This is a genomic window from Fulvivirga sp. M361, assembly GCF_007097395.1.
Taxonomy (GTDB): Bacteria; Bacteroidota; Bacteroidia; order Cytophagales; family Cyclobacteriaceae; genus Fulvivirga.
Window position 1 is genome coordinate 1 of sequence record NZ_VKDC01000051.1, and the last position, 20,847, is coordinate 20,847.

At 39.1% G+C, this 20,847-nt stretch carries 12 protein-coding genes; 10 read left to right on the forward strand and 2 right to left on the reverse strand.

All coding sequences use genetic code 11. The features are described from left to right. Nucleotides 1–147: 147 nt before the first annotated feature. On the reverse strand, nt 148–2,172 hold the full coding sequence (locus tag FNH22_RS29515) for a transketolase (protein ID WP_143402131.1): 2,025 nt from the start codon (nt 2,170–2,172) through the stop codon (nt 148–150). A gap of 298 nt (nt 2,173–2,470) precedes the next feature. After that, nucleotides 2,471–3,640 (reverse strand): GTPase HflX, encoded by a 1,170-nt coding sequence (gene hflX, locus FNH22_RS29520; RefSeq protein WP_143402132.1) that lies wholly within the window; start codon nt 3,638–3,640, stop codon nt 2,471–2,473. A gap of 192 nt (nt 3,641–3,832) precedes the next feature. Between hflX and FNH22_RS29525 the strand changes: the two genes are divergently transcribed. The 10 genes from FNH22_RS29525 to FNH22_RS29570 all read left to right on the forward strand — a co-directional run bounded on the left by FNH22_RS29525 (nt 3,833) and on the right by FNH22_RS29570 (nt 20,845). Beyond that, nucleotides 3,833–4,942, forward strand: a complete 1,110-nt coding sequence (locus tag FNH22_RS29525) for a glycosyltransferase family 4 protein (protein ID WP_143402133.1) — start codon at nt 3,833–3,835, stop codon at nt 4,940–4,942. Nucleotides 4,943–5,149: 207 nt separating this feature from the next. Then, nucleotides 5,150–5,827, forward strand: a complete 678-nt coding sequence (locus FNH22_RS29530; RefSeq protein WP_143402134.1) for a polysaccharide biosynthesis/export family protein — start codon at nt 5,150–5,152, stop codon at nt 5,825–5,827. Then, complete coding sequence (locus FNH22_RS29535; RefSeq protein WP_143402135.1) at nt 5,828–8,131, forward strand: polysaccharide biosynthesis tyrosine autokinase; 2,304 nt, start codon at nt 5,828–5,830, stop codon at nt 8,129–8,131. It begins immediately after the preceding gene. Nucleotides 8,132–8,155: 24 nt separating this feature from the next. After that, a complete protein-coding gene (locus FNH22_RS29540; RefSeq protein WP_143402136.1) occupies nt 8,156–8,881 on the forward strand; it encodes a tyrosine-protein phosphatase in 726 nt (241 codons plus the stop codon). 2 nt (nt 8,882–8,883) lie between these two features. Continuing rightward, nucleotides 8,884–9,867, forward strand: a complete 984-nt coding sequence (locus tag FNH22_RS29545; protein ID WP_143402137.1) for an NAD-dependent epimerase/dehydratase family protein — start codon at nt 8,884–8,886, stop codon at nt 9,865–9,867. 62 nt (nt 9,868–9,929) lie between these two features. Further along, the gene (locus FNH22_RS29550) at nt 9,930–11,336 is read left to right on the forward strand and encodes a tetratricopeptide repeat protein (protein ID WP_143402138.1); all 1,407 of its coding nucleotides are present in this window, start codon (nt 9,930–9,932) and stop codon (nt 11,334–11,336) included. Next, on the forward strand, nt 11,336–12,109 hold the full coding sequence (locus tag FNH22_RS29555; protein WP_143402139.1) for a phosphosulfolactate synthase: 774 nt from the start codon (nt 11,336–11,338) through the stop codon (nt 12,107–12,109). Before FNH22_RS29550 ends, FNH22_RS29555 begins: the two co-directional genes overlap by 1 nt. Before the next feature lie 18 nt (nt 12,110–12,127). Further along, nucleotides 12,128–13,060: a DUF368 domain-containing protein gene (locus tag FNH22_RS29560; RefSeq protein WP_143402140.1), complete on the forward strand. Its 933-nt coding sequence runs from the start codon at nt 12,128–12,130 to the stop codon at nt 13,058–13,060. Nucleotides 13,061–13,065: 5 nt separating this feature from the next. After that, nucleotides 13,066–13,806: a shikimate dehydrogenase gene (locus FNH22_RS29565; protein WP_143402141.1), complete on the forward strand. Its 741-nt coding sequence runs from the start codon at nt 13,066–13,068 to the stop codon at nt 13,804–13,806. A 910-nt stretch (nt 13,807–14,716) separates the two neighbouring features. Beyond that, nucleotides 14,717–20,845 carry a type I polyketide synthase gene (locus FNH22_RS29570; protein WP_143402142.1) on the forward strand — a complete coding sequence of 2,043 codons (6,129 nt, stop codon included), beginning with the start codon at nt 14,717–14,719 and terminating at the stop codon, nt 20,843–20,845. Nucleotides 20,846–20,847: the final 2 nt, after the last annotated feature.

The window sequence follows — 20,847 nt, forward strand, 5'->3', positions numbered from 1 at the left end:
AGATTTGAAGTAGTACACACAACACTAAGTTAACCCTTAGTCATCAAAAAGGCCGACAGCTTCTCGCTATCGGCCTTTACTTTCTTTACCATAAAAAGAAGGTGACTTTTGAGACACCCTCTTTGGTATTGAAAGAGTATACAACTCTTATCGATTTAAAAAAGCCTTTACCTGTTCATAAACCTGTGGCCCGGTAAACCCAAACTTCTCATCCAATACTCCGGCCGGGGCGGAGTATCCAAAATGGTCTAAACCAAAAACGGTTCCGTTAGAACCCACTAACCCTTCCAGTGTAACCGGTAATCCTGCAGTGAGGCCAAACCTTGGTTTATTCCCAAGAATCTCCTCTTGATAGTCTGCCGACTGATCTTTAAAAAGGCCTTCCGATATAACAGAAACGATATTACAGCTGATTCCATCTTTCTCTAATAATTCCGCTGCACTAATAAGTGTAGCTACCTCACTCCCATTGGCAATTAAAGTAACCGCTGCGTCATCAGTTGATTTTATACGATAAGCCCCTTTTTCAGCTTGAAGAGCATCCTGATAACGATCGCCATCCGATGGGATATCTTTTATCCCCTGACGAGAAAAAATAAGCCCTGTTGGTGTACTGGTATTTTCCAATGCCATTTTCCATGCCACAGTGGTTTCAGCAGCATCCGCAGGCCTCAATGCAAGCAAGGCACGTTTGCCAGAGTGATTTTTCAATTTTTCCATCAAACGAATCTGTGCTTCCTGCTCAATGGGTTGATGTGTAGGACCATCTTCTCCCACGCGAAACGCATCATGTGTCCAAAGATATATTACAGGTACTTCCATCAAAGCCGATAAACGTGCTGCTGGTTTTTGATAATCAGAAAAGATGAAGAAAGTGCCAATAACCGGTATAACACCACCATGAAGTACCATACCATTGGCCATGGCTGCCATGGTGAATTCTGAAACCCCGGCATGTAGGAAATTAGCATCAAATTGGTGAGGTTGAAAAGCTCTTGATTGTTTCAAAAAGCCATCTGTTTTATCACTGTTAGCCAGATCAGCAGAAGCCACGATCAAATTCTCTACTTTATCCGCCAGGTAACCTAAAACCGTCGCAGAAGCGTCCCTGGAAGCCACATTTGATTTTTGCGGTAGTTTTGCAAAATCAATTTCCGGTATTTTCCCGCTTAAGAAAAGATCCAGTTTTTTTGCTGCATCTGCATTAGCTGTCCGCCATGAGGCTTCTTCTTCTTGTAATACCTTAGCCTCTGACCTTTTTCTCTCAACGATCTCCTTATAATAGGCCTTGACTTCAGCTCCTACTTCAAAAGGATCATCAATATTTCCTCCCAATGCTTCGACCGTCCCGGCATAATCAGCTCCTGTTCCGCCAAGCGGCTTACCATGTAGCTCACAATAACCTTCATATGGGTTACCTTCCGCATCCACACAGCCTTTTCCCATGATCGTTTTGCCAATGATCAGCGTAGGTCTTTCTTTTTCTGCGTTGGCTTCTTTGAGAGCTTGCCGGATGGCATCATGATCATGACCATCAATCGTGGTGACTTTCCAACCCCAGGCTTCATACTTTTTAGCTGTATCTTCCTGTGTCACCTCTTTGGTGTAGGTGGAAAGCTGAACATCATTAGAATCAAAAAACATGACCAGGTTATCCAGCCCAAGGTATCCGGCTACACGGCCTACGCCTTGTGATATTTCCTCTTGTATACCTCCATCTGATATGAATGCATAAATGGTATGGTCTGCCCAACCACCAAATTTGGCGCTAAGAAATTTAGATGCTAAAGCTGCTCCGGCTCCCATGGCATGCCCCTGCCCAAGTGGTCCCGAGGTATTTTCCACCCCCCTCTTCTTATCTACTTCAGGATGACCAGGAGTTACTGACCCCCACTGGCGAAAATTAGAAATATCTTCTTTGGAATAATTTCCGATTAAATGCAATTGCCCATAGAGCATAGCAGATAAATGCCCTGGATCAAGAAAAAATCGATCTCTCCAAGCCCATTCAGGGTTCTCAGGGTCGAACTTTAAAAACTCACTGTATAAGATATGGCAAAAATCCGCCCCTCCCATAGGTCCTCCGGGATGGCCTGAATTAGCTTTTTCTACCATGGCAGCAGACAAAAAACGAATACTGTCTGCGCATTTGTTGTCGATTTCTTGATTCACGTGCTTGAGATTTCTAGATGATGATGCAAACATATTAATTCTTGTATGAATATCATTGGTTTACACTCATACAAGTACTATGCTCAAAGTTATTGTATTTTATACAATAACCATTTACTCCATTTCTTTTATCTGATTTTTATTGCCACTTATAAATGACCCATCCAAATGGACTTTAGTACTCCCGGGCATCACAAAGTTTAACTGCAACGCCAGAAGTATACAGTGCCACTTTAGTTTGAAATGCCAATGGAAAGTTTTTAACTTAATTTCCCTGCTATTCTATAACGAATAGAATTCACTGCCAATATTCCTCATCAGCCTTCCAAAAGTTGGGAAATATCTGGTAGTGCCTCACTTTTATCATTTCAAATAATTTTTGTCTGAGTTCAGAGATGTTCTGTTTTTTCCCGGCCGAGATAAAGACTTTTTGGTCTGATTTATTGATCCCTTCCACAAAAATATCTTGAATTGGCCCGAAGTCATCCGGTAAAAGATCTATTTTATTGAACACGTATAAGGTCGGTTTTTCTATAGCGTTAAGTTCTTTTAACGTCTCTCTTACCACCTTTATATGGTCTTCAAAAGCAGTATGAGAAACGTCTATTACATGGATCAGGATGTCTGCTTCCTGCACTTCTGCGAGGGTGGACTTAAATGATTCAATCAGGTGATGCGGCAGCTTTCTGATAAAACCAACAGTATCAGAAAGCAAAAATGGAATGTTATTCACAACCACCTTTCTGACAGTGGCATCTACAGTGGCAAATAGCTTATCTTCTGCTTTCACATCACTTTTCGAAAGTAGTCTCATTAGTGTAGATTTACCTACATTGGTATAACCTACCAAAGCAGCTCTAACTACCTGAGACCGATTCTTACGCTGTATTTCATTCTGACGTTCTATTTTATCCAACTTTTTCTTGAGTACGGTAATCTGATTTCTGATCATCCGCCTATCCGTCTCTATTTCTTTCTCCCCTGCGCCACCCCTGGTGCCAGTACCTCCTCGTTGCCGCTCCAGGTGGGTCCACATACGCGTAAGGCGTGGCATCAGGTATTGATACCTGGCAAGTTCTACCTGTGTTTTTGACTGGGCAGTTTGTGCTCTGTTCAGAAAAATATCAAGGATTAGTAAACTTCTATCATAAATCTTACACTTAAACTCCCGTTCAATATTGCGTAGTTGAGAAGGTGTAAGGTCATCATCAAAAATGACAACATCTATCTCCCTGCTTGCACAATATGCTTTGATCTCTTCCAGCTTACCCTGACCTACAAAAGTACGACGATCAGGTTTTTCTAATCGCTGAAAAAACTTGTTACGTACTGATATCTTAGCGGTTGAAGCTAAAAAAGCCAGCTCATCCAGGTGCTCTTTTAATATACGCTCATCATCTCTTTTCCCTGCTACGGCTACCAGGACTCCTACTTGATTTTTAAGTTTTGTTTCTACTGCATCTATCATCACATACTGCTGTTTACCAATTATTTATCAAAAAGAAAGCATAAAGTGAAAACTCTATGACATATGACAAATTTTTATGAAAACGTTTTCCAAGTTCAGGTTACTTTTAACTATATTGCCACATCAATGCATTGCAAATCAACGCAAAGTAACCTTAATTAAAGACGAAGTGTTAAGAATATAGTTTGGATTATGAAGGTAGCAATTGTCTTAAATACTTCATGGAATGTTTATAACTTTCGTATGGGCTTGATCAAAGCCCTCCAGAAAGCAGGACATGAGATTGTAGTTATATCACCCTATGATCAGTATTCTGAAAAAATAATTGACGCCGGTTGTGAATATCACAAGGTAAAGATGGATAGTCGAGGGGCTAATCCTATCAAAGACACGGCGTTACTTTTCGAATTATTTTTCAAATACAGAAAAATTAAGCCGGATGTTATTTTGCATTACACCATTAAACCAAACATATACGGCACCATAGCCTCCACTTTATTGGGAATTCCTGCTGTGAATAACGTATGTGGACTGGGAACTGTATTTCTCAATGAAAATCTTGTCTCTAAGATAGCAGGGTGGATGTATAGAATCGCCTTCAGGTACCCTAAAAAGGTGTTTTTCCAAAATAGTGATGACCTGGACCTGTTTGTAAGGAAACAATTGATCAAAAGTAGTGTATCAGAGGTTATACCAGGATCGGGCATTAATGTATCTCACTTTACACCCGATAACAACCATAAGAAAAATGATCGATTCACTTTCTTACTCATCTCAAGACTGATCCATGACAAGGGCATACTTGAATACATTGAGGCTATTAAATCAATGCGATCTGAGGGAATTAATGCCCGTTTCCAATTGCTTGGAGCAAAAGATATAAAACATAAGCGTGGGATTGATGAAGCCATCATTGATGATTGGATCTCTAATAACACGGTAGAATATCTGGGTAAAACCGACGACGTGCGCCCGTTTATTCATAATGCAGACTGTATTGTACTGCCATCTTACAGAGAAGGTACCCCAAGAACACTTTTAGAAGCCGCCAGCTCCGCCAAACCTATTGTAGCTACAGATGTTCCGGGTTGTAAAAATGTAGTTGAACATAAATACAACGGACTACTTTGTGAACTCAAAGATTCAGGTGATCTGGCTCGCAAAATGACAGAGATGATGAATCTTGATGAACATGTCATACGGAAACTAGGTATAAATGGCAGAAAAAAGGTCGAACGGGAATTCAGTGAGTCCTTTGTTATAGACAAATACCTCAGCTGTCTTAATGACTTACAAAAGTAACTGCTACCCAAGCCAAACTAATAATCTTTAATTTTCATTAACAGCAGGTTATACTCCGTATTGTGGTGATTTCTACTAAAAAACCTCTAATTTTTCGGTTCAATTAAACATCAGGTGATTATCCGTACCATTACCCGTCTTACGTTTTATTTGGCTATAGGCACTGTCATTATTTTTCAGTCCTGTAGTTCCTATAAACAGAATATTATGTTTCAAAGTGACGAACCTTTTCGTCATTTGGAAGAAAGTGCTAATGACGTAGCGGCAAATTACCTCATAAAACCCAATGACCGTCTCGAGTTACAGGTCTATACTCAAAAGGGGGAACGCCTTATTGATCCCGAATTTGAACTGGTTGAAAATGCCAGAGACATTGAAAATGCACGTCCTAAACTAAGTTATCTTGTTAGAAAAGACGGTATGGTCAAACTTCCATTGATTGGGAACGTTTTACTTACAGAAAAAACACTTTCTGAAGCAGAGAAATTTCTCGAAGAGAAATACGCTGCTTTTTACAATGAACCCTTTGTCAATCTGCTATACCTGAACAAAAGAGTTACGATTCTGGGAAATTCAACAGGAACAATAATACCATTAGAAAATGAAAATATGCGAGTAGCTGAAATACTGGCATTATCCCAATCTATTGATAATGATGCAAAGGCATCTAATATTCGCTTGATAAGAGACAATGAAGTTTTTTTGGTTGACTTTTCCACCATTGAAGGGTTCGCTAAATCAAACTATGTAGTAAAGCCTGAAGATATTATTTATATAGAACCTATACGGAGACCTTTTACGGAATTTATGCGAGATAATGGATCTGTTATTTCAATAGTGGCAAGTCTGCTATCTTTGATTGTTGTAGTATCCACAGTGAATTAAGTGAACAGCATCAACGAAAATAACCAGGAATACGAGGGAATAGACCTTGACAAAGCACAAGCCGTCTTAAAGAAAAACTGGATATGGATTGTTATCATTTTTGTTATATCCATCACATCGGCCTATCTCGTAATTCGCTGGACCAAACCCTTGTATGAGTCCACTTCAGAGCTTAAACTTGACGTTGAGGCTAATGCCTCGGAACTCGGCCTGGTAAACTTTGGAGAGAACAATAACATAAATGTTATTTCAGGCGAGATTGAACTTATCCAATCCAGACTTTTTTTTAATAAGGTCATCGACAATATAGATTTAAACATTTCTTACTTCACTACAGGGAATGTACTGATCGATGAAAAATATCAAAACTCCCCTTTCCGCGTAAAGTTTATAGTAAAAGACGGCAACGTATATGATAAACGTATTTATGTCCGGCTTATAAATAAAACAAAGTATCAAATAAGTTTTGATGGAGAAGACGTTTCAGGAGCTGCAGAATATAAAACAGGGGAACTTGTAAGTACCCCTCAATTAAATTTCACTCTTGAACTTACTGAACATTATGATGAAAACGGAGAATCAGATTATTTCTTCACCATCAACAGCAGAGCACAGCTGATCTCCTATTTTGAACGTAACCTGGTTGTAGAGCCTCTCAACTTAAATGCAAACACAATAAAAATCGCATTACAAGACTTTAACCGGTACAAAGCACGGGATTTGGTCAACGCCATAGACAGCCTCTATCTTAATTATTCAAAGCAGGAGAAAACGAAGGAAAATAAGCAGAAGATTGAATGGCTGGATAATGAATTACGTGAAATCGAGTCACAGTTAGAAGATTATGAAAACTACTTTGAGACGTTTACTGTAGAAAATCGTACCAGCGATCTAAATGAGGATCTCAAAAACCTCATTCTGATTATTAACGACATTGATTCTCAGCGATTATCGATTAAAAACAAATCGAAAGACATCAAGATATTTTTGAAAAACCTGGAAGCTGACAAAGTCAGCGAGGTTAACTATGAGCAACTTCCACGTTTCATAGGTGAAAATATTCGGTTACTCAATGAACTGTTCCTGGAAAGAGAACAGTTAAGACTTTCATATTCAGAAACTACCTTCGCGCTTACCAAAAAAGAACAAGAGATACAAAGTCTAAAAACGGCCATTTCAAAAAATCTTAAAGAACTATATGAAAGATATCAAACCCACCTGGATGAATTGATCAAAAGAAAAGCCGTATTACAAAGTGATTTTGAGAAACTTCCAGGGAAAAATACAGAATTCAATAAAAAGCAACGCTTCTTCGAACTTTATGAAGAGTTTTACTTGTCGCTCATGCAAAGTAAAGCGGAATTCCAGATAGCAGAGGCAGGTACCACCACCAAATTCAAAATACTATCATCTGCCACGCTTCCCAGTCAACCCATTTCACCGAAGAAATTGATCATTATGGGTATAGGCTTAATGGCAGGATTGGTAATAAGTTTTGTCTTTTTGAGTTTAAGATACCTTCTTCATAATAAGATCACAACTACCTTAGACCTGGAAAAAGTCACCCACACCCCTATATTGGGTACTGTCCCTAAGGCATCTGATAAGATGCACGATACTAGTCTGATCATTGATAGAAGACCGAAATCCGCAGTGAGTGAATCATTACGTACCATACGCACGAATATTCAATTCATGATGAATAGTGGGAAAGAGCAAGTGATATCCGTCACTTCCACTATCAGTGGTGAAGGCAAAACTTTTATAGCTGTTAATCTAGGAGGTATCATAGCACTTTCCAGGAAAAAAGTGATCGTTGTTGACCTGGATATGCGCAAACCGCGGGTTCATCTTTCCATTGAGAAAGGCAGTAACGATAAAGGTGTCAGTACTATATTAATAAATAGACATGAAGTTGAGGATTGTATCGTCAATACACGCATTGAAAACCTGTCATACATTCCTGCGGGTCCGACACCACCGAACCCTTCAGAACTCTTATTGAACGGCGCTTTTGAGAACCTTATTAATGAGCTTAAAAAATCCTATGATCTGGTGATATTGGATACCCCTCCTGCGGGATTAGTAACCGATGGCATTATAGCAATGAAAAAAGCAGACCTGGCTATTTACATTGTACGCGCCAGCTATTCTAAAAAAGTTTTTGTCAAAACCTTAAATAGATTGGTTAAAGCGCACCACTTTAAAAATATATCTGTTATTCTAAATGCCACTGCCAGGTCTTCTGGTAATGGATATGGATATGGATACTACGATGAAAAAGGTATTGCCTCGAAAAAGTAGGTTGGCTCATAAAAGTTAAAAGAGTTGTTCGGTTTATTTAAAAAAGGAAAACACCAAAGGACGTATATTACTGATATACATTCACACCTTCTTCCTGGTTTGGACGATGGTGTAAAATCAATGGAAGAATCTTTAGAGATATTAACGTATTTCATTGAACTGGGTACCTCCAGACTTTATACCACTCCTCACATCATGAATGACCTCTATCCCAACAAAGAGGCACATATATTGTCTGTCGCTAATAATCTAAGAAAAGAGATCACCTCCAAAGGGTTAGCAATAGAAGTAAATGTAGCAGCAGAGTATTACCTGGATGAAATTCTACTGGACCGAATGGACAATGACGACAACCAGCTGCTTACATTCGGAGATAACTACCTACTTTTTGAAACAAGCTTCTTTAACCTTCCCTTTTACCTGAATGAATTTATCTTTAAAGCCAAATCACAAGGATATCAACCTGTATTGGCACATCCGGAAAGGTATGCCTACATTCAGGACAGTTATACACTGGTCGAGGATATAGTTCAAAGAGGTGTACTTTTACAAATAAATACTATTTCTTTAGCTGGATTTTATTCGAAACCTGTAAAAAAACTAGCCGAACGACTAGTAAATGATGGAATGGTGCATTTTCTGGGAAGTGATTGTCATAATATAAACCAGTTTAATGCACTGAATGAAGCGCTCAAAAGTAAATGCTATCAAAAAGCACTTGACTTACCTCTAAAAAATTACTCGCTGTAGATATGATCTTAGTCACCGGAGCCAATGGACTTTTAGGAAGCTTTATCTGTAAAGAATTATTAAATTCCTCAATAGCATTCAAGGCACTGGTGAGGCATGGAAGTGACCTGACCCTTCTCAAAAGCGTACCAGAAGAACGGTTCGTATATGCTGACATATTAGATGAAGAGGCCATGGATGAGATAATGAAGCAAGTAGAATATGTCATACATTCTGCAGCAATCATTTCATTTTATCAAGAGGATAAGGACCTTATGTATCGGGTGAATGTGTTAGGAACGAGAATGCTCATCAATCTTGCACTTAAACATAAGATTAAACACTTTGTGCATATTAGTTCTGTGGCTGCATTGGGACGGCCTACGTCCTCAGGTGTCATAGATGAGAAAAGTAAGTGGGTGGATTCCAAGTGGAACAATAACTACGGTGAATCAAAATATATGGCTGAAATTGAAGTATGGAGGGGGTTGGAGGAAAATCTCAAAACAGTAATAATCAATCCCTCATTAGTGCTGGGGCCGGGTGATTGGAATCGAAGTAGTACACGTCTTTTTAAGTATGTTTGGGATGAAAAAAAACACTATTTAAATGGGCGCCTTAACTATGTAGATGCTCGTGATGTAGCACGGATAGTGAAGGAAGTGTCAGCAAAAGAACTAACAGGGGAAAGATACATTGTGAGTGCCGGTGATCTAAGCTATTTAAAATTCTTTCAGTTAGTTGCTAAGAAACTTGGTAGAAAAGCGCCTTACAAGCAAGTGGGTAACTTTGGCATTTTTATGGTATTGGTATTGGGGAAATTATTGTCAGTATTAACCGGTAAACGGCCGCTGGTAACTAAAGAATCTATTAAATCGGCGAGTACTCAAATTTCTTTTAGTAATGCAAAGATCAAAAATGAATTAAACTTTAACTTTACAACTCTTGAAGAAACCATTGAGTGGACGTGCAAAAGTTTTCTAAATAAATACGCACCCTCAAAATAAGCTTAATCTTTTTTGATGAGATTTTTTTTTGATTAAATTGATCAAACTTATGTTCTTATTACATGCCGGAAAATTTTAGAAAGAAAAAAGAAGAAAACGAACTCATAAAGCGTTTTGAAGATCATGTGAAAAACAAAGCCTCCTATTTTTTTGAATTGGAGAGTTTTGAAAAAATCATTGATTACTACATTGAATATGGTAAAAATAATCAGGCTCTGATTGCTGTAAATCTTGCTTCTGAACAGTATCCTTTTTCTACCGAACTTCTGATCAGCAAATCACAAATACTTTCTAACCTGGAAAAGTATTCAGAAGCGTTAGAGTTATTAGACAGGGCAGAATCCATTCAGCCCAATGACGCCGAGGTATATTTTATGAAGGGTTCCATTTTTTCATTGTTGGGTCAGTATCACGATGCTATTGAGACTTATAAACATGCCTTAGTATTTGCTGAAGATAAGGATGAAGCTCATTATAGCATAGGGCTGGCTTATCAAAGTCTTGGAGAATATGATCAGGCCATAGAAGCCTACAAAAAATCGGTCGAAGAGAACATACATCATGATGGCGCGCTTTACGAATTAGCTTACTGCCTGGATGTAAATGGTGAACTTGAAAGTAGTGTAGATTACTATTTGAAATTTATTGACGCTGATCCTTATTCGCAGGCGGCATGGTATAACCTGGGCATAGTATTTAACAAACTCGAAAAATATGAGGATGCACTCAAAGCCTATGAGTATGCTGTCATAATAGAAGAAAATTTTTCTTCAGCATATTTTAACATCGGCAATACCCACATGAAGCTTGGCAATTATTCCAAGGCCATTGAAGCATATATAAAAACGCTTGATATAGAAGGAGCCAGCCCTGAAACGTACTGCCATCTTGGAGCTGCCTATGAGCAGATCGGACAATATGAGTTGGGGTTAAAATATTTTAGAAGGGCGACTAAACTTGACAGCATGTATGATGAGGCCTGGTTTGGTGCCGGTCAATGTTTGGATAAACAGGAAAAGTGGTATCAGTCACTTCATTTTTACAATAAGGCGCTAAAGCTGGATCACGAAAATGCTTTATACTGGAAAGCAGTAGCCAAAGCAGAATATAATGTGGGAAATATCGTTTCTAGTATTGATGCCTATGAAGAAGCTTCCATGCTTAACCCGGAGGATAAAGAAATATGGCTTGATTGGTCATTTATATATTATGAACAGGGCGAATATAATAAATGTATAGATTTGATTATCAATGGATTAGAGGAGCTTCCGGACGAATCGGATTATTTTTATCGCCTAACAGCGTACCTTATTACTGCAGGCAAATACAAGGAAGCCTTTAATTATTTAGAAAATGCGTTAATTTTGGATTTTGATAATCATATCGTGCTTTTCGAATTCTTCCCCAAACTGGAAACTCAAAAAGCCCTGTACAAAATCATAGATCAATTTAGACAAGAGAATTCATAATGAATTATACTTTGAATAATATTCCTGAGCGCACAAAAAAGCCCAGGCAATACGGCTATACTATGGCTATGGATAAAGGCCTAAGTATTCGTGAAGTAGAAGACTTTTTAAGTGTATGCCAGGAACACGTTGATATCGTGAAGCTGGGTTGGGCCACTTCCTATGTAACGCCTAATCTGAAAGACAAAATCAAAATATATCAAGACGCCGGCATACCTGTATACTTCGGTGGCACGCTGTTTGAATCTTTTATTATTCGTGACCAATTTGACGATTACCGAAGGGTATTAGATAAATATGGCTTGGGTTTTGCCGAAGTATCGGACGGTTCCATAGAATTAGACCATGGTAAAAAATGTGACTATATCACCAAATTGGCTGAACAAGTGACTGTTCTTTCTGAAGTAGGTTCTAAAGATGAAGAAAAGATAATACCTCCATATCAATGGATCAAGCTGATGCAGGATGAATTGGACGCTGGTGCATGGAAAGTAATAGGAGAAGCTCGTGAAGGCGGTAACGTAGGCCTTTTTCGTTCTACAGGAGAAGTCAGGTCCGGATTGGTCCAGGAGATCCTGACCAAGATACCGTTTGAAAAAATAATTTGGGAAGCTCCACAAAAAGCCCAGCAAGTCTGGTTTATAAAGTTACTTGGGTCTAATGTAAACCTGGGAAACATAGCTCCCAACGAAATAATCCCATTAGAAACCATCCGCCTGGGATTACGCGGTGATACCTTTAATCATTTCTTAGATTTTAACGCGCAAGCATAAGCATAATCTTACCGATCAATGGGTAAAGTGAGAGAAACGATAGTACTATTCCTGAAAGGTGTTGGAATGGGTAGTGCTGATGTCGTACCAGGAGTATCCGGAGGAACAATAGCCTTGATAACCGGTATTTATGAACGTTTACTAGAATCCATACGCTCCGTAGACCTGGATGCACTAAAACTGTTATTCCAACTTGACCTTAAAGGATTCTGGGAAAAGATCAATGGCACCTTCCTGATCACATTACTCCTGGGCATTGCTACAAGTATTCTATCATTTGCAAAATTAATTACCTATTTATTAAAAACACACCCTATACCTGTTTGGTCATTCTTCTTCGGACTTATAATAGTTTCTGCTATTCTTATTGTCAGAAACATAGGAAAATGGAAAGCAACAACCGGCGTAGCTTTAATCATTGGTGTGGCTATTGCCTATTTGATCACAGAAGCCACTCCTGCCAGCACACCGGAAAGCCTTTGGTTTATTTTCCTGTCTGGCGCTATTGCCATATGTGCAATGATATTACCCGGTATTTCAGGTAGTTTTATTTTGTTGATCATGGGTAAATATCAGTATATATTCAATGCCTTGAGCGAAAAAAATATAGTGGTCATTGCTGTTTTTATGGCAGGGTGTATCACTGGGTTATTATCCTTCGCCCGGGTTATCTCATGGCTTTTTAAAAAATACCATGACCTCACACTGGCACTCCTTTCTGGCTTTATGATAGGTTCACTCAACAAGGTGTGGCCATGGAAAATCCCGTTAGAATTTCGAATGAATTCACATGGTGAACAAGTGGCCTATATTACAGACAACGTATTGCCAGGAGAATATTATAGACAATTATCAGAAAACCCATTAGTATTCCAGGCTATATTGTTCATAGCATTAGGGATTTTCCTGGTAGTAGCAATTGAAAAAATTGCAAAATATAAAAACCCATAAGTAATATGCCTATCTATGGCTTAATAGGTAAAAAATTATCTCATTCATTCTCGAAAAAATTTTTTACTGAAAAATTTCAAAAAGAAGGTTTGCAGGACTATAGATATGAATTATTTGAGCTCTCAGAAATTGGTGAAGTCGATGAGCTTTTAAAAAAAGGTCAACTGAAAGGCTTTAATATCACAATTCCATACAAAAAGGAAATCATTCCTTATCTGTCACACCTTGACTCAAGTGCTAAAAAAGTGGGGGCTGTGAATGTTGTAAAAATTGTGGAAGGACAAATGCATGGCTACAATTCTGATTACTATGGGTTTAAAACCTCATTGGAAAATTGGTTGCCTGCCGGGCAATCATTTAAGGCACTGGTACTTGGCACAGGAGGAGCTTCTAAAGCTGTTATTGCAACACTGAATGACATGAATATATGCCATACTATGGTATCACGGAAAAAACAAGCGCATACCGTGACTTACGATGAACTAACGGAAGACCTCATAAAAAATCATCGCCTGATCATTAATACCACACCTCTAGGTATGTCTCCGGATGTAGAGAGTTGCCCTGCGATAAAATATGCTGCTCTTGATACGAATCATTTCCTTTATGACCTGGTCTATAACCCAACGACCACCACGTTCCTTGACAAGGGAAAAAAGAAAGGTGCGTTCGTAAAAAATGGTTTAGAAATGCTTCATCTGCAAGCTGATAAGTCTTGGGAGATTTGGAACAAACGTATTGCATAGTGAAGCACTTATTGATCTTGAAATGTTAAAAAGCCGAAGTACCGTCTCCACCTCCTACTTATGGTACGCCACTCATGGTAATTCACATAAAATTGTGCGGCTGGTACGGTCCGTTTGAGGTTGGTTTGAAGGCAGATCTAAGGAGTTGGTTTTGTGCTTTTTGTGAGGAAAACGAACTTTAACTGTGGTGCCCTTTCCTTTTGTTTCATTTTCTTTTGGGCGAGTAAAATGAAAATCAAAGTTAATACCTCAAAAAGTGTCTAAAACACCAGATTCTGAGGTTGAACACCACATCCGATTTGCAAAAACCTTGCGTTAAAACGTATAAAGGTCAGTTTTTACTTTTATTGAGAACTGCGCTACTTACCAGAACACCTGGCTTTCTCCTAAAACCTTCAACGCCAACTGATCCAGATCATAAATCCTTGATTTTAAAAGTAGCTATTGAAGAAATGATATGAGCTTAGAGTGCAAGTAATTTTTATCATACTTAAGTATTTTGATGCGATCGATTTCCAGCAAAAAACACAAAATTATCTAGCAAGAGTATTACTTAGCTCATCATTTTATGAGTATTAAAAAGTATTGGTGATGTGACAAAATATTGTAGTTAAACAAAATCTTCTACAAGCCAACGTTTGCATTCATTAAAGCTTACATCACCACCAGATAGGGTCTAGTGCGCAAAAACTAAGAAAAGTGAGCACACCAAATCTAATTACTATTTGAGTATCAGTCAGTTAATATAGCTAGGTATAATAAAAAAATCAATAGCCATTAACAATAAAGTAAAAACAAAACTTACATAAGTTCTATTATTTAATTTTAAATGAAATAAAAAAAATCTTATTGATGTTATTGTTGTATTGTCATATAAGACAGTTACATCCAACAATAAAATATATCTAGCGTGAAGAAATACAACCCTATTGCAGTAGTCGGAATGTCAGGACGGTTTCCTGGCGCTGACAATTTGAGTAATTTTTGGGATTTGTTATCGGGTGGCAAAGAAAGTCTGTCCGAAATTGATTCTTCCCGATGGAAACATGATAAATATTATCACCCGGATAGATCGGTTCCTGGCAAAACCAATCAGAAGCACGCTGCTTTTCTAAAGGATATCAACAAGTTTGATCCACTATTCTTTAATATCTCTCCTGCTGAAGCCATTGAAATGAATCCTTCACAAAAGTTGATGATGGAATTGACGTGGTCTGCCATAGAAAATGCAAAGATGGCAACAAGCAACATCAATGGTGCATTGGCCGGAGTGTATGTTGGCAATATATGGAGTGATTTTGAACATCAACGAAAACATAATAACGCCGCTATTACCTCACATTCTGCCATAGGGCAGTCATCCAATGCAATTGCCAATCGTATATCCTATTATTTTGGTTTTCGTGGCCCAAGTTTGGTACTTGATACAGGATGCTCCTCCTCATTAGTAGCGCTCCATATGGCTTGTCAGGGGCTCCAGGATGGCACAATTGATATTGGGCTTGCCGGTGCTGTCAATCACTTACTTGACCCCGACCAATACGTTCTGCTCTCAAAATTTGGAGGACTTTCCTCCAAAGGCAAGTGTAGCACTTTTGATGCAGAAGCTGATGGATTTGTAAGAGGAGAAGGTGGCGCCATGTTCTTGCTGAAAAGACTTCAGGAGGCAGAAAAAGATGGAGATCATATCTACGCGGTTATTAAGGGAAGTGCTGTTAATAACAACGGCTTTAACATTAACCTACCAGCCACCAGTGTCTCCGGACAGAAAGAAGTACTGACACAGGCTTATGAATGCTCAGGCATTCAACCACATGAAGTACATTACGTCGAGGCCCATGGTACCGGCACCAAGTTAGGGGACCCCACTGAATGCCTTGCATTAGGCGAATTCTTCGGTGATAAAAGAGATAACAAACAAAAACTACGGATAGGATCGGTAAAGACCAACATTGGCCACTTAGAAGGAGCGGCAGGTATGGCCGGACTGGCAAAAGTGATACTTTCCATGAACAATAAGGCATTGCCTAAAAACCTGAATTTCAAAACCCCTAATCCCTCCATCGACTTTGAAGGTCTAAAACTGGAAGTCCAAACTGAACATACGCTCTGGCCTGTCAGTAATGGAGAAACCTTCAAAGCAGGAATAAACTCCTTTGGATGGGGAGGCACTAATGCACATGTGGTTATAGAAGAGTATCAGAAAAAAGAGAGTGAAATACACCAGGGAGACAAAAAACATCAACCGGTACAATATTTCTTACCCTTATCCGCTCGTTCAGAATCAGCATTGAAAGAGTATGTAAAAAACTATATCCATTATCTGACAGAACAACATGAAAGCAATAGTTTAACTCTTGAAGAGACATGCGTAGCCACTTCTATCATCAAACCGGCGTTTGAGTACAAAAAATTATTCCAGGCTACGAGTAAAGATGAATTGATCTCCGGTATGGAAGAATTCTTGTCTTCAAACGAAAGCGTAGCTCCGGCTGATGCGATCAAGACGGGTAAAATTGTTTTCATCTTTCCAGGTCAAGGATCACAATGGACTGCAATGGGGAAAGCCCTGTATGAAAAAGAGGAAACATTCCGACGTACACTGGATCTATGTGATAAAGTATTCTCCCAATACACTTCCTGGTCGTTAATAGATAAACTATACGGCAACAGGGACGAATTACGTGAAATAGATATTGTTCAGCCTATTCTCTGTGCAGTACAAATTGCTTTGGCAGAAGTATGGAAATCATGGGGTATAACTCCGGATACTGTGGTAGGCCATAGTATGGGTGAAATTGCCGCGGCCTATATATCCGGAAGTCTCTCCTTACATGACGCAGCCAATGTGATCTGCACACGTAGCAAACTCATGAAGACTGTAAGCGGTAATGGCGCAATGGCCGTTACCGAATTAACCGTGGAAGAAGCCCAAAAAGTTGTAGAACGTTATCCAACTCTTTCTGTTGCAGTCAATAATAGTCCAAAATCTACTGTATTGGCCGGAGATGAGCCTTCCATAAAGAAAATGCTTGCTGAGATGGAAGAGAAAGATGTTTTTGCCAGACAGGTCAAAGTAAATGTAGCCTCTCATAGCAGTCACATGGATCCATTGAAAGGCGACTTACATCAGGCACTCAATAGCTTATGGCCACTGGACAGTCACACAGATATTTATTCCACCGTTTTATCTCAAAAGGTAAATGGCAAATTACTTAATGCGGATTATTGGGTCAGTAATCTCAGAAATGGTGTACGATTTGCTTCTGTTATGGAGCAATTGGTTAAGGAGGATCATAAAGTGTTCATTGAAGTAAGTCCACATCCGGTGCTTACCACTTCCATTAATGAATGTCTTGACGCAAGTAAAGCAAAAAGTGCAGTAGTCTGTCACTCTTTGCATAAGGAAAGGTCTGAGTTAACTGAAATTCTCAGCAACTTCAATTTACTCTTCGATCAAGGGGTCAATATAGATTGGAGCCGCTATTACAGAACGAAAAAAGCGCCAGATCTCGAGTTACCAGGCTATCCTTTTCAGAAAGAAAGTTACGAGATAAAACCAGGTCCTGCCGGAGAGAGCTCAAACCTGGCCACACACAATCACCCCTGGCTAGGAGAAAAGATGGTACTGGGAGGAATGCGCCAAACCCATTATTGGGAAAAACAAATAAATTTAGAACAGTTTACCATTCTCATGGAGAAAAATGTAGGAGGCAGAACAGTCATGCCCCCGTCGTTCTACATAGAGGTCATGTTAGCAGCGCTGAACGATCTGCAACCTGATAAAAACCATGCGCTTCGCAAGTTAAGTTTCAAGCGAATGGTCCTGATCAATGAGGTGAAAAATGTCAGGTTCCAGGTAAAAATTGTAGAAGACGGCCCGAAAAAAGGGAAGTTAGAATGTTACTACAGCAATTTAACAGAAGCATATAAAAACGATTGGATTTTGATATTAAGAGGTGAGTATTGTTGTATAGAAGTGCAAGAACACCATAAAGCAGACTTTCCTATTATAGACGGACTGGAATGGAATGAAATCGTTAAAAAAGAAGAGTTTTACAATTCTCTGGAACAAAGAGGAATAAAATACAGCCCGGGCTTACAAGGTGTACATGAGCTGAAACTGAATGGAAATCAAATACTGGCGAACCTGGCATTAGATCATGAAACCACCAACACCACCCAGGCGTTGAGCATACCCCCATCGCTGCTGGAGAGCTGTATTCAAGCTATATATACTAAAATATTAACGGATGATCGGTTGCATTCCGAAAGTGTTACTACCATAACAAGTCTGGGTACACTGCTATTGCTGGAAGACATAGACTTAAGCAAAAACTTTCGGATCTATGCTAATTCTTCATTCCGTATGTTGGAAAATCAGCGGGAAGGAATAATTGGTGCGGATCTTGTACTATTTGATCATGAAGGAAGACCAGTCCTCCTGATCCAGCAACTAAATGGCAAAATAAGCTTCCCTGTTTCGGATGTAGCAAAAGATAAGCTCTATTATAAAACGAAATGGATTGAAAACAATGGAGTAAGGGCAACGCCACCAGCCACTGCCGCCAAAACAGATACCTGGTTACTTTTTGAACATAGTGATGAAAAAGCCCAAGAAATTCATTACCAGTTGGCACTGAAAGATATTACCATTATAACGGTACAAAATGGCACTTCATTCCTCGAGAAAAAAGAAGGGCTCTACGAAATAGATTTCAATAGTCCGGATCAATACGTATCACTCATCCAATCGGTATTGGTAAAAACAGGAGGTCATCTAAAAGGGATTATTTATGCTTTGGATAGATTTGATCAGAATAACCGGGAACTGGATACCTTTAGTAACCAGCATTACCAAAACCTCACCTCGATTGTAAGTGCTGTAGAAAAACAGATGGAAGATAAAACAGGTCTTGACATCTGCATAGTAACAGAAAATGCACAAAGTCTGGAAAATGACATCAATCTGGCCGTCGCACCCTTACTCGGCTATGTACGTGTGCTGGCTAATGAGCAGGCAGATTGTAACATCCGGGTCATTGACACCCTAAAAGATGTTAATGATACAGAAAATTTGATCAATGAAATGTTATTTGGTGATCGTAATGAACGGGAAATCGGCATTAGAAATGGAAAACACTATTATGCACGCTTAGATCATTACCGTCCAAACGTTATACAGCTACAAAAAAACGAGTTTTCGGCTAAAGGGTATTATCTGGTAACTGAACTGAATCGTACCAGTCTCCATTACATCAAATGGATGTTTTCGCAAGGAGCGAGAAAATTTCTACTGGTAGAAAATGATCAATCGTCTGGCAGATTTATCGAAAAAGTCGAAGAACTCACCCAGGCAGGCGCAGAACTAAGCATTAAAAACATCGATACTACTGATTACCTTACTCTTTTGAGCGTTATCAGGAATATAGAAAGTGATTCACCTCTATTGGGTATCGTTCATCATATAAAACCGATGGGTACCCATATGTCTTCACCGGTATATACCCGGGCTATTATCGAGAAGATCAAAAGTTCATGGAACTTACATAAGCTTTCTCTTGAAATTCCAGTGGAAAAATTCATTTTACTCTCATCAGCCTCAGCTATGATAGGCCCCGGTGAACATGGAAACAGTGCAGCATGTTATGCCTTCATGGATCAGCTTGGTGCACTGAGAAAGGCAAAAGGATTACCGGTTATCAGCATTAACTGGGGAGGGTTCTCTTATATTTCTGTACCTAAACCTAAAAATGATAAGGCTACTTCCACCAAATGGAAAGACCTACTCGTTCAAAATAAAACGGTATTGCTCGGAGCATATGGGATGATCTCAAATTTAGAGAGGTATCAACTGGGAATATTTGATATGGATGTAGAAAGAATAGTACAAACGTATCCTTATCTATCCAGGAGCAACTATTTCGAGGAAGTTAGAAGTAATCAAAATCTACAAGAAGATCAGGAAGTAGATTTAACCAACCTTATAAAACTGCTGCCCACCCTGGATGAAAAGAAGGAGCAACTTCAGAAGCACCTGGTGAGGTCAGTAGCGTCTATCATAAAAGCAGACGCCAATAAAATTGGTTTGAATATGACATTCAAAGGATTAGGCGTTGACTCCATTATGGCCGTGCAACTTCGTAATCAACTCGAAAAAGCGTTATCTCTAAAACTTTCAATCTCTGATTTCTGGGAAAATCCAACAATATCAGCCTATGCGGAATTTGCCCTGGAAAAACTCATTGATGATTTTAAAATAGCAGCAACGAATCGAAAAAAAGCATCTCCTTTCATAATACCAAAACCTAATGCCAATGCCCAAAAGCGTCTATTCTGCTTTCACGATGCCGGAGGAAATTCTACTCTTTTCAACACTTGGGAAGATCATATTAGCCCGGAAACAGAATTAGTACTATTTGAATTACCAGGTAGAGGTCATCGTTCATCAATAGATACTTATGAGACCATAGAGGATTTCCTGCAAGACCTTATGCCATCCTTGGAAGAATTGATGGATAAGCCATTCTCATTTTTTGGCCATAGTATGGGAGGAATGCTGGCTTATTTGGCAGTAAGAGAATTGAAGTCATTACAAATGCCCGAGCCCGAGGCGTTGTTTATATCATCGATGCCACATTTGAGCCTGTATGATAAAAAGAGTCTTGATCATCGAATGTCAGAAGCTGATTTAGTCGCGTTATTTCCCCATATGTCAGAAGAAAAAATTCAGGATAAAGAACTACGTACATTACTCGTAAAAACGCTACGCAGTGACCTTTCGCTGCTTAGCAGTTACAACTATGATGAAAGTATCAACCTGTCTATACCTTTAGTAGCCATACGAGGAGAAGAAGACGATAGAGTCAGTAAAAATCACATGCTGGCCTGGCAGAAAGAAGCCATGATACAAGGGTTTCAATTTATCGAGCGCCCGGGAGGCCATTACTACATTTACAATGATACTGTATATGTTACGGCACTCCTAAACGTACGAATGAGTCAACTAATCCAAGAAACTGTCAAGGTAAATAGTTAATT

What these genes read in the sequence shown, in the direction of transcription:
- hflX (WP_143402132.1), bottom strand. Translation starts at nt 3,640, where the DNA reads ATGATAGATGCAGTAGAAACAAAACTTAAAAATCAAGTAGGAGTCCTG.
- FNH22_RS29525 (WP_143402133.1), top strand. Translation starts at nt 3,833, where the DNA reads ATGAAGGTAGCAATTGTCTTAAATACTTCATGGAATGTTTATAACTTT.
- FNH22_RS29530 (WP_143402134.1), top strand. Translation starts at nt 5,150, where the DNA reads ATGTTTCAAAGTGACGAACCTTTTCGTCATTTGGAAGAAAGTGCTAAT.
- FNH22_RS29545 (WP_143402137.1), top strand. Translation starts at nt 8,884, where the DNA reads ATGATCTTAGTCACCGGAGCCAATGGACTTTTAGGAAGCTTTATCTGT.
- FNH22_RS29550 (WP_143402138.1), top strand. Translation starts at nt 9,930, where the DNA reads ATGCCGGAAAATTTTAGAAAGAAAAAAGAAGAAAACGAACTCATAAAG.
- FNH22_RS29555 (WP_143402139.1), top strand. Translation starts at nt 11,336, where the DNA reads ATGAATTATACTTTGAATAATATTCCTGAGCGCACAAAAAAGCCCAGG.
- FNH22_RS29560 (WP_143402140.1), top strand. Translation starts at nt 12,128, where the DNA reads ATGGGTAAAGTGAGAGAAACGATAGTACTATTCCTGAAAGGTGTTGGA.
- FNH22_RS29565 (WP_143402141.1), top strand. Translation starts at nt 13,066, where the DNA reads ATGCCTATCTATGGCTTAATAGGTAAAAAATTATCTCATTCATTCTCG.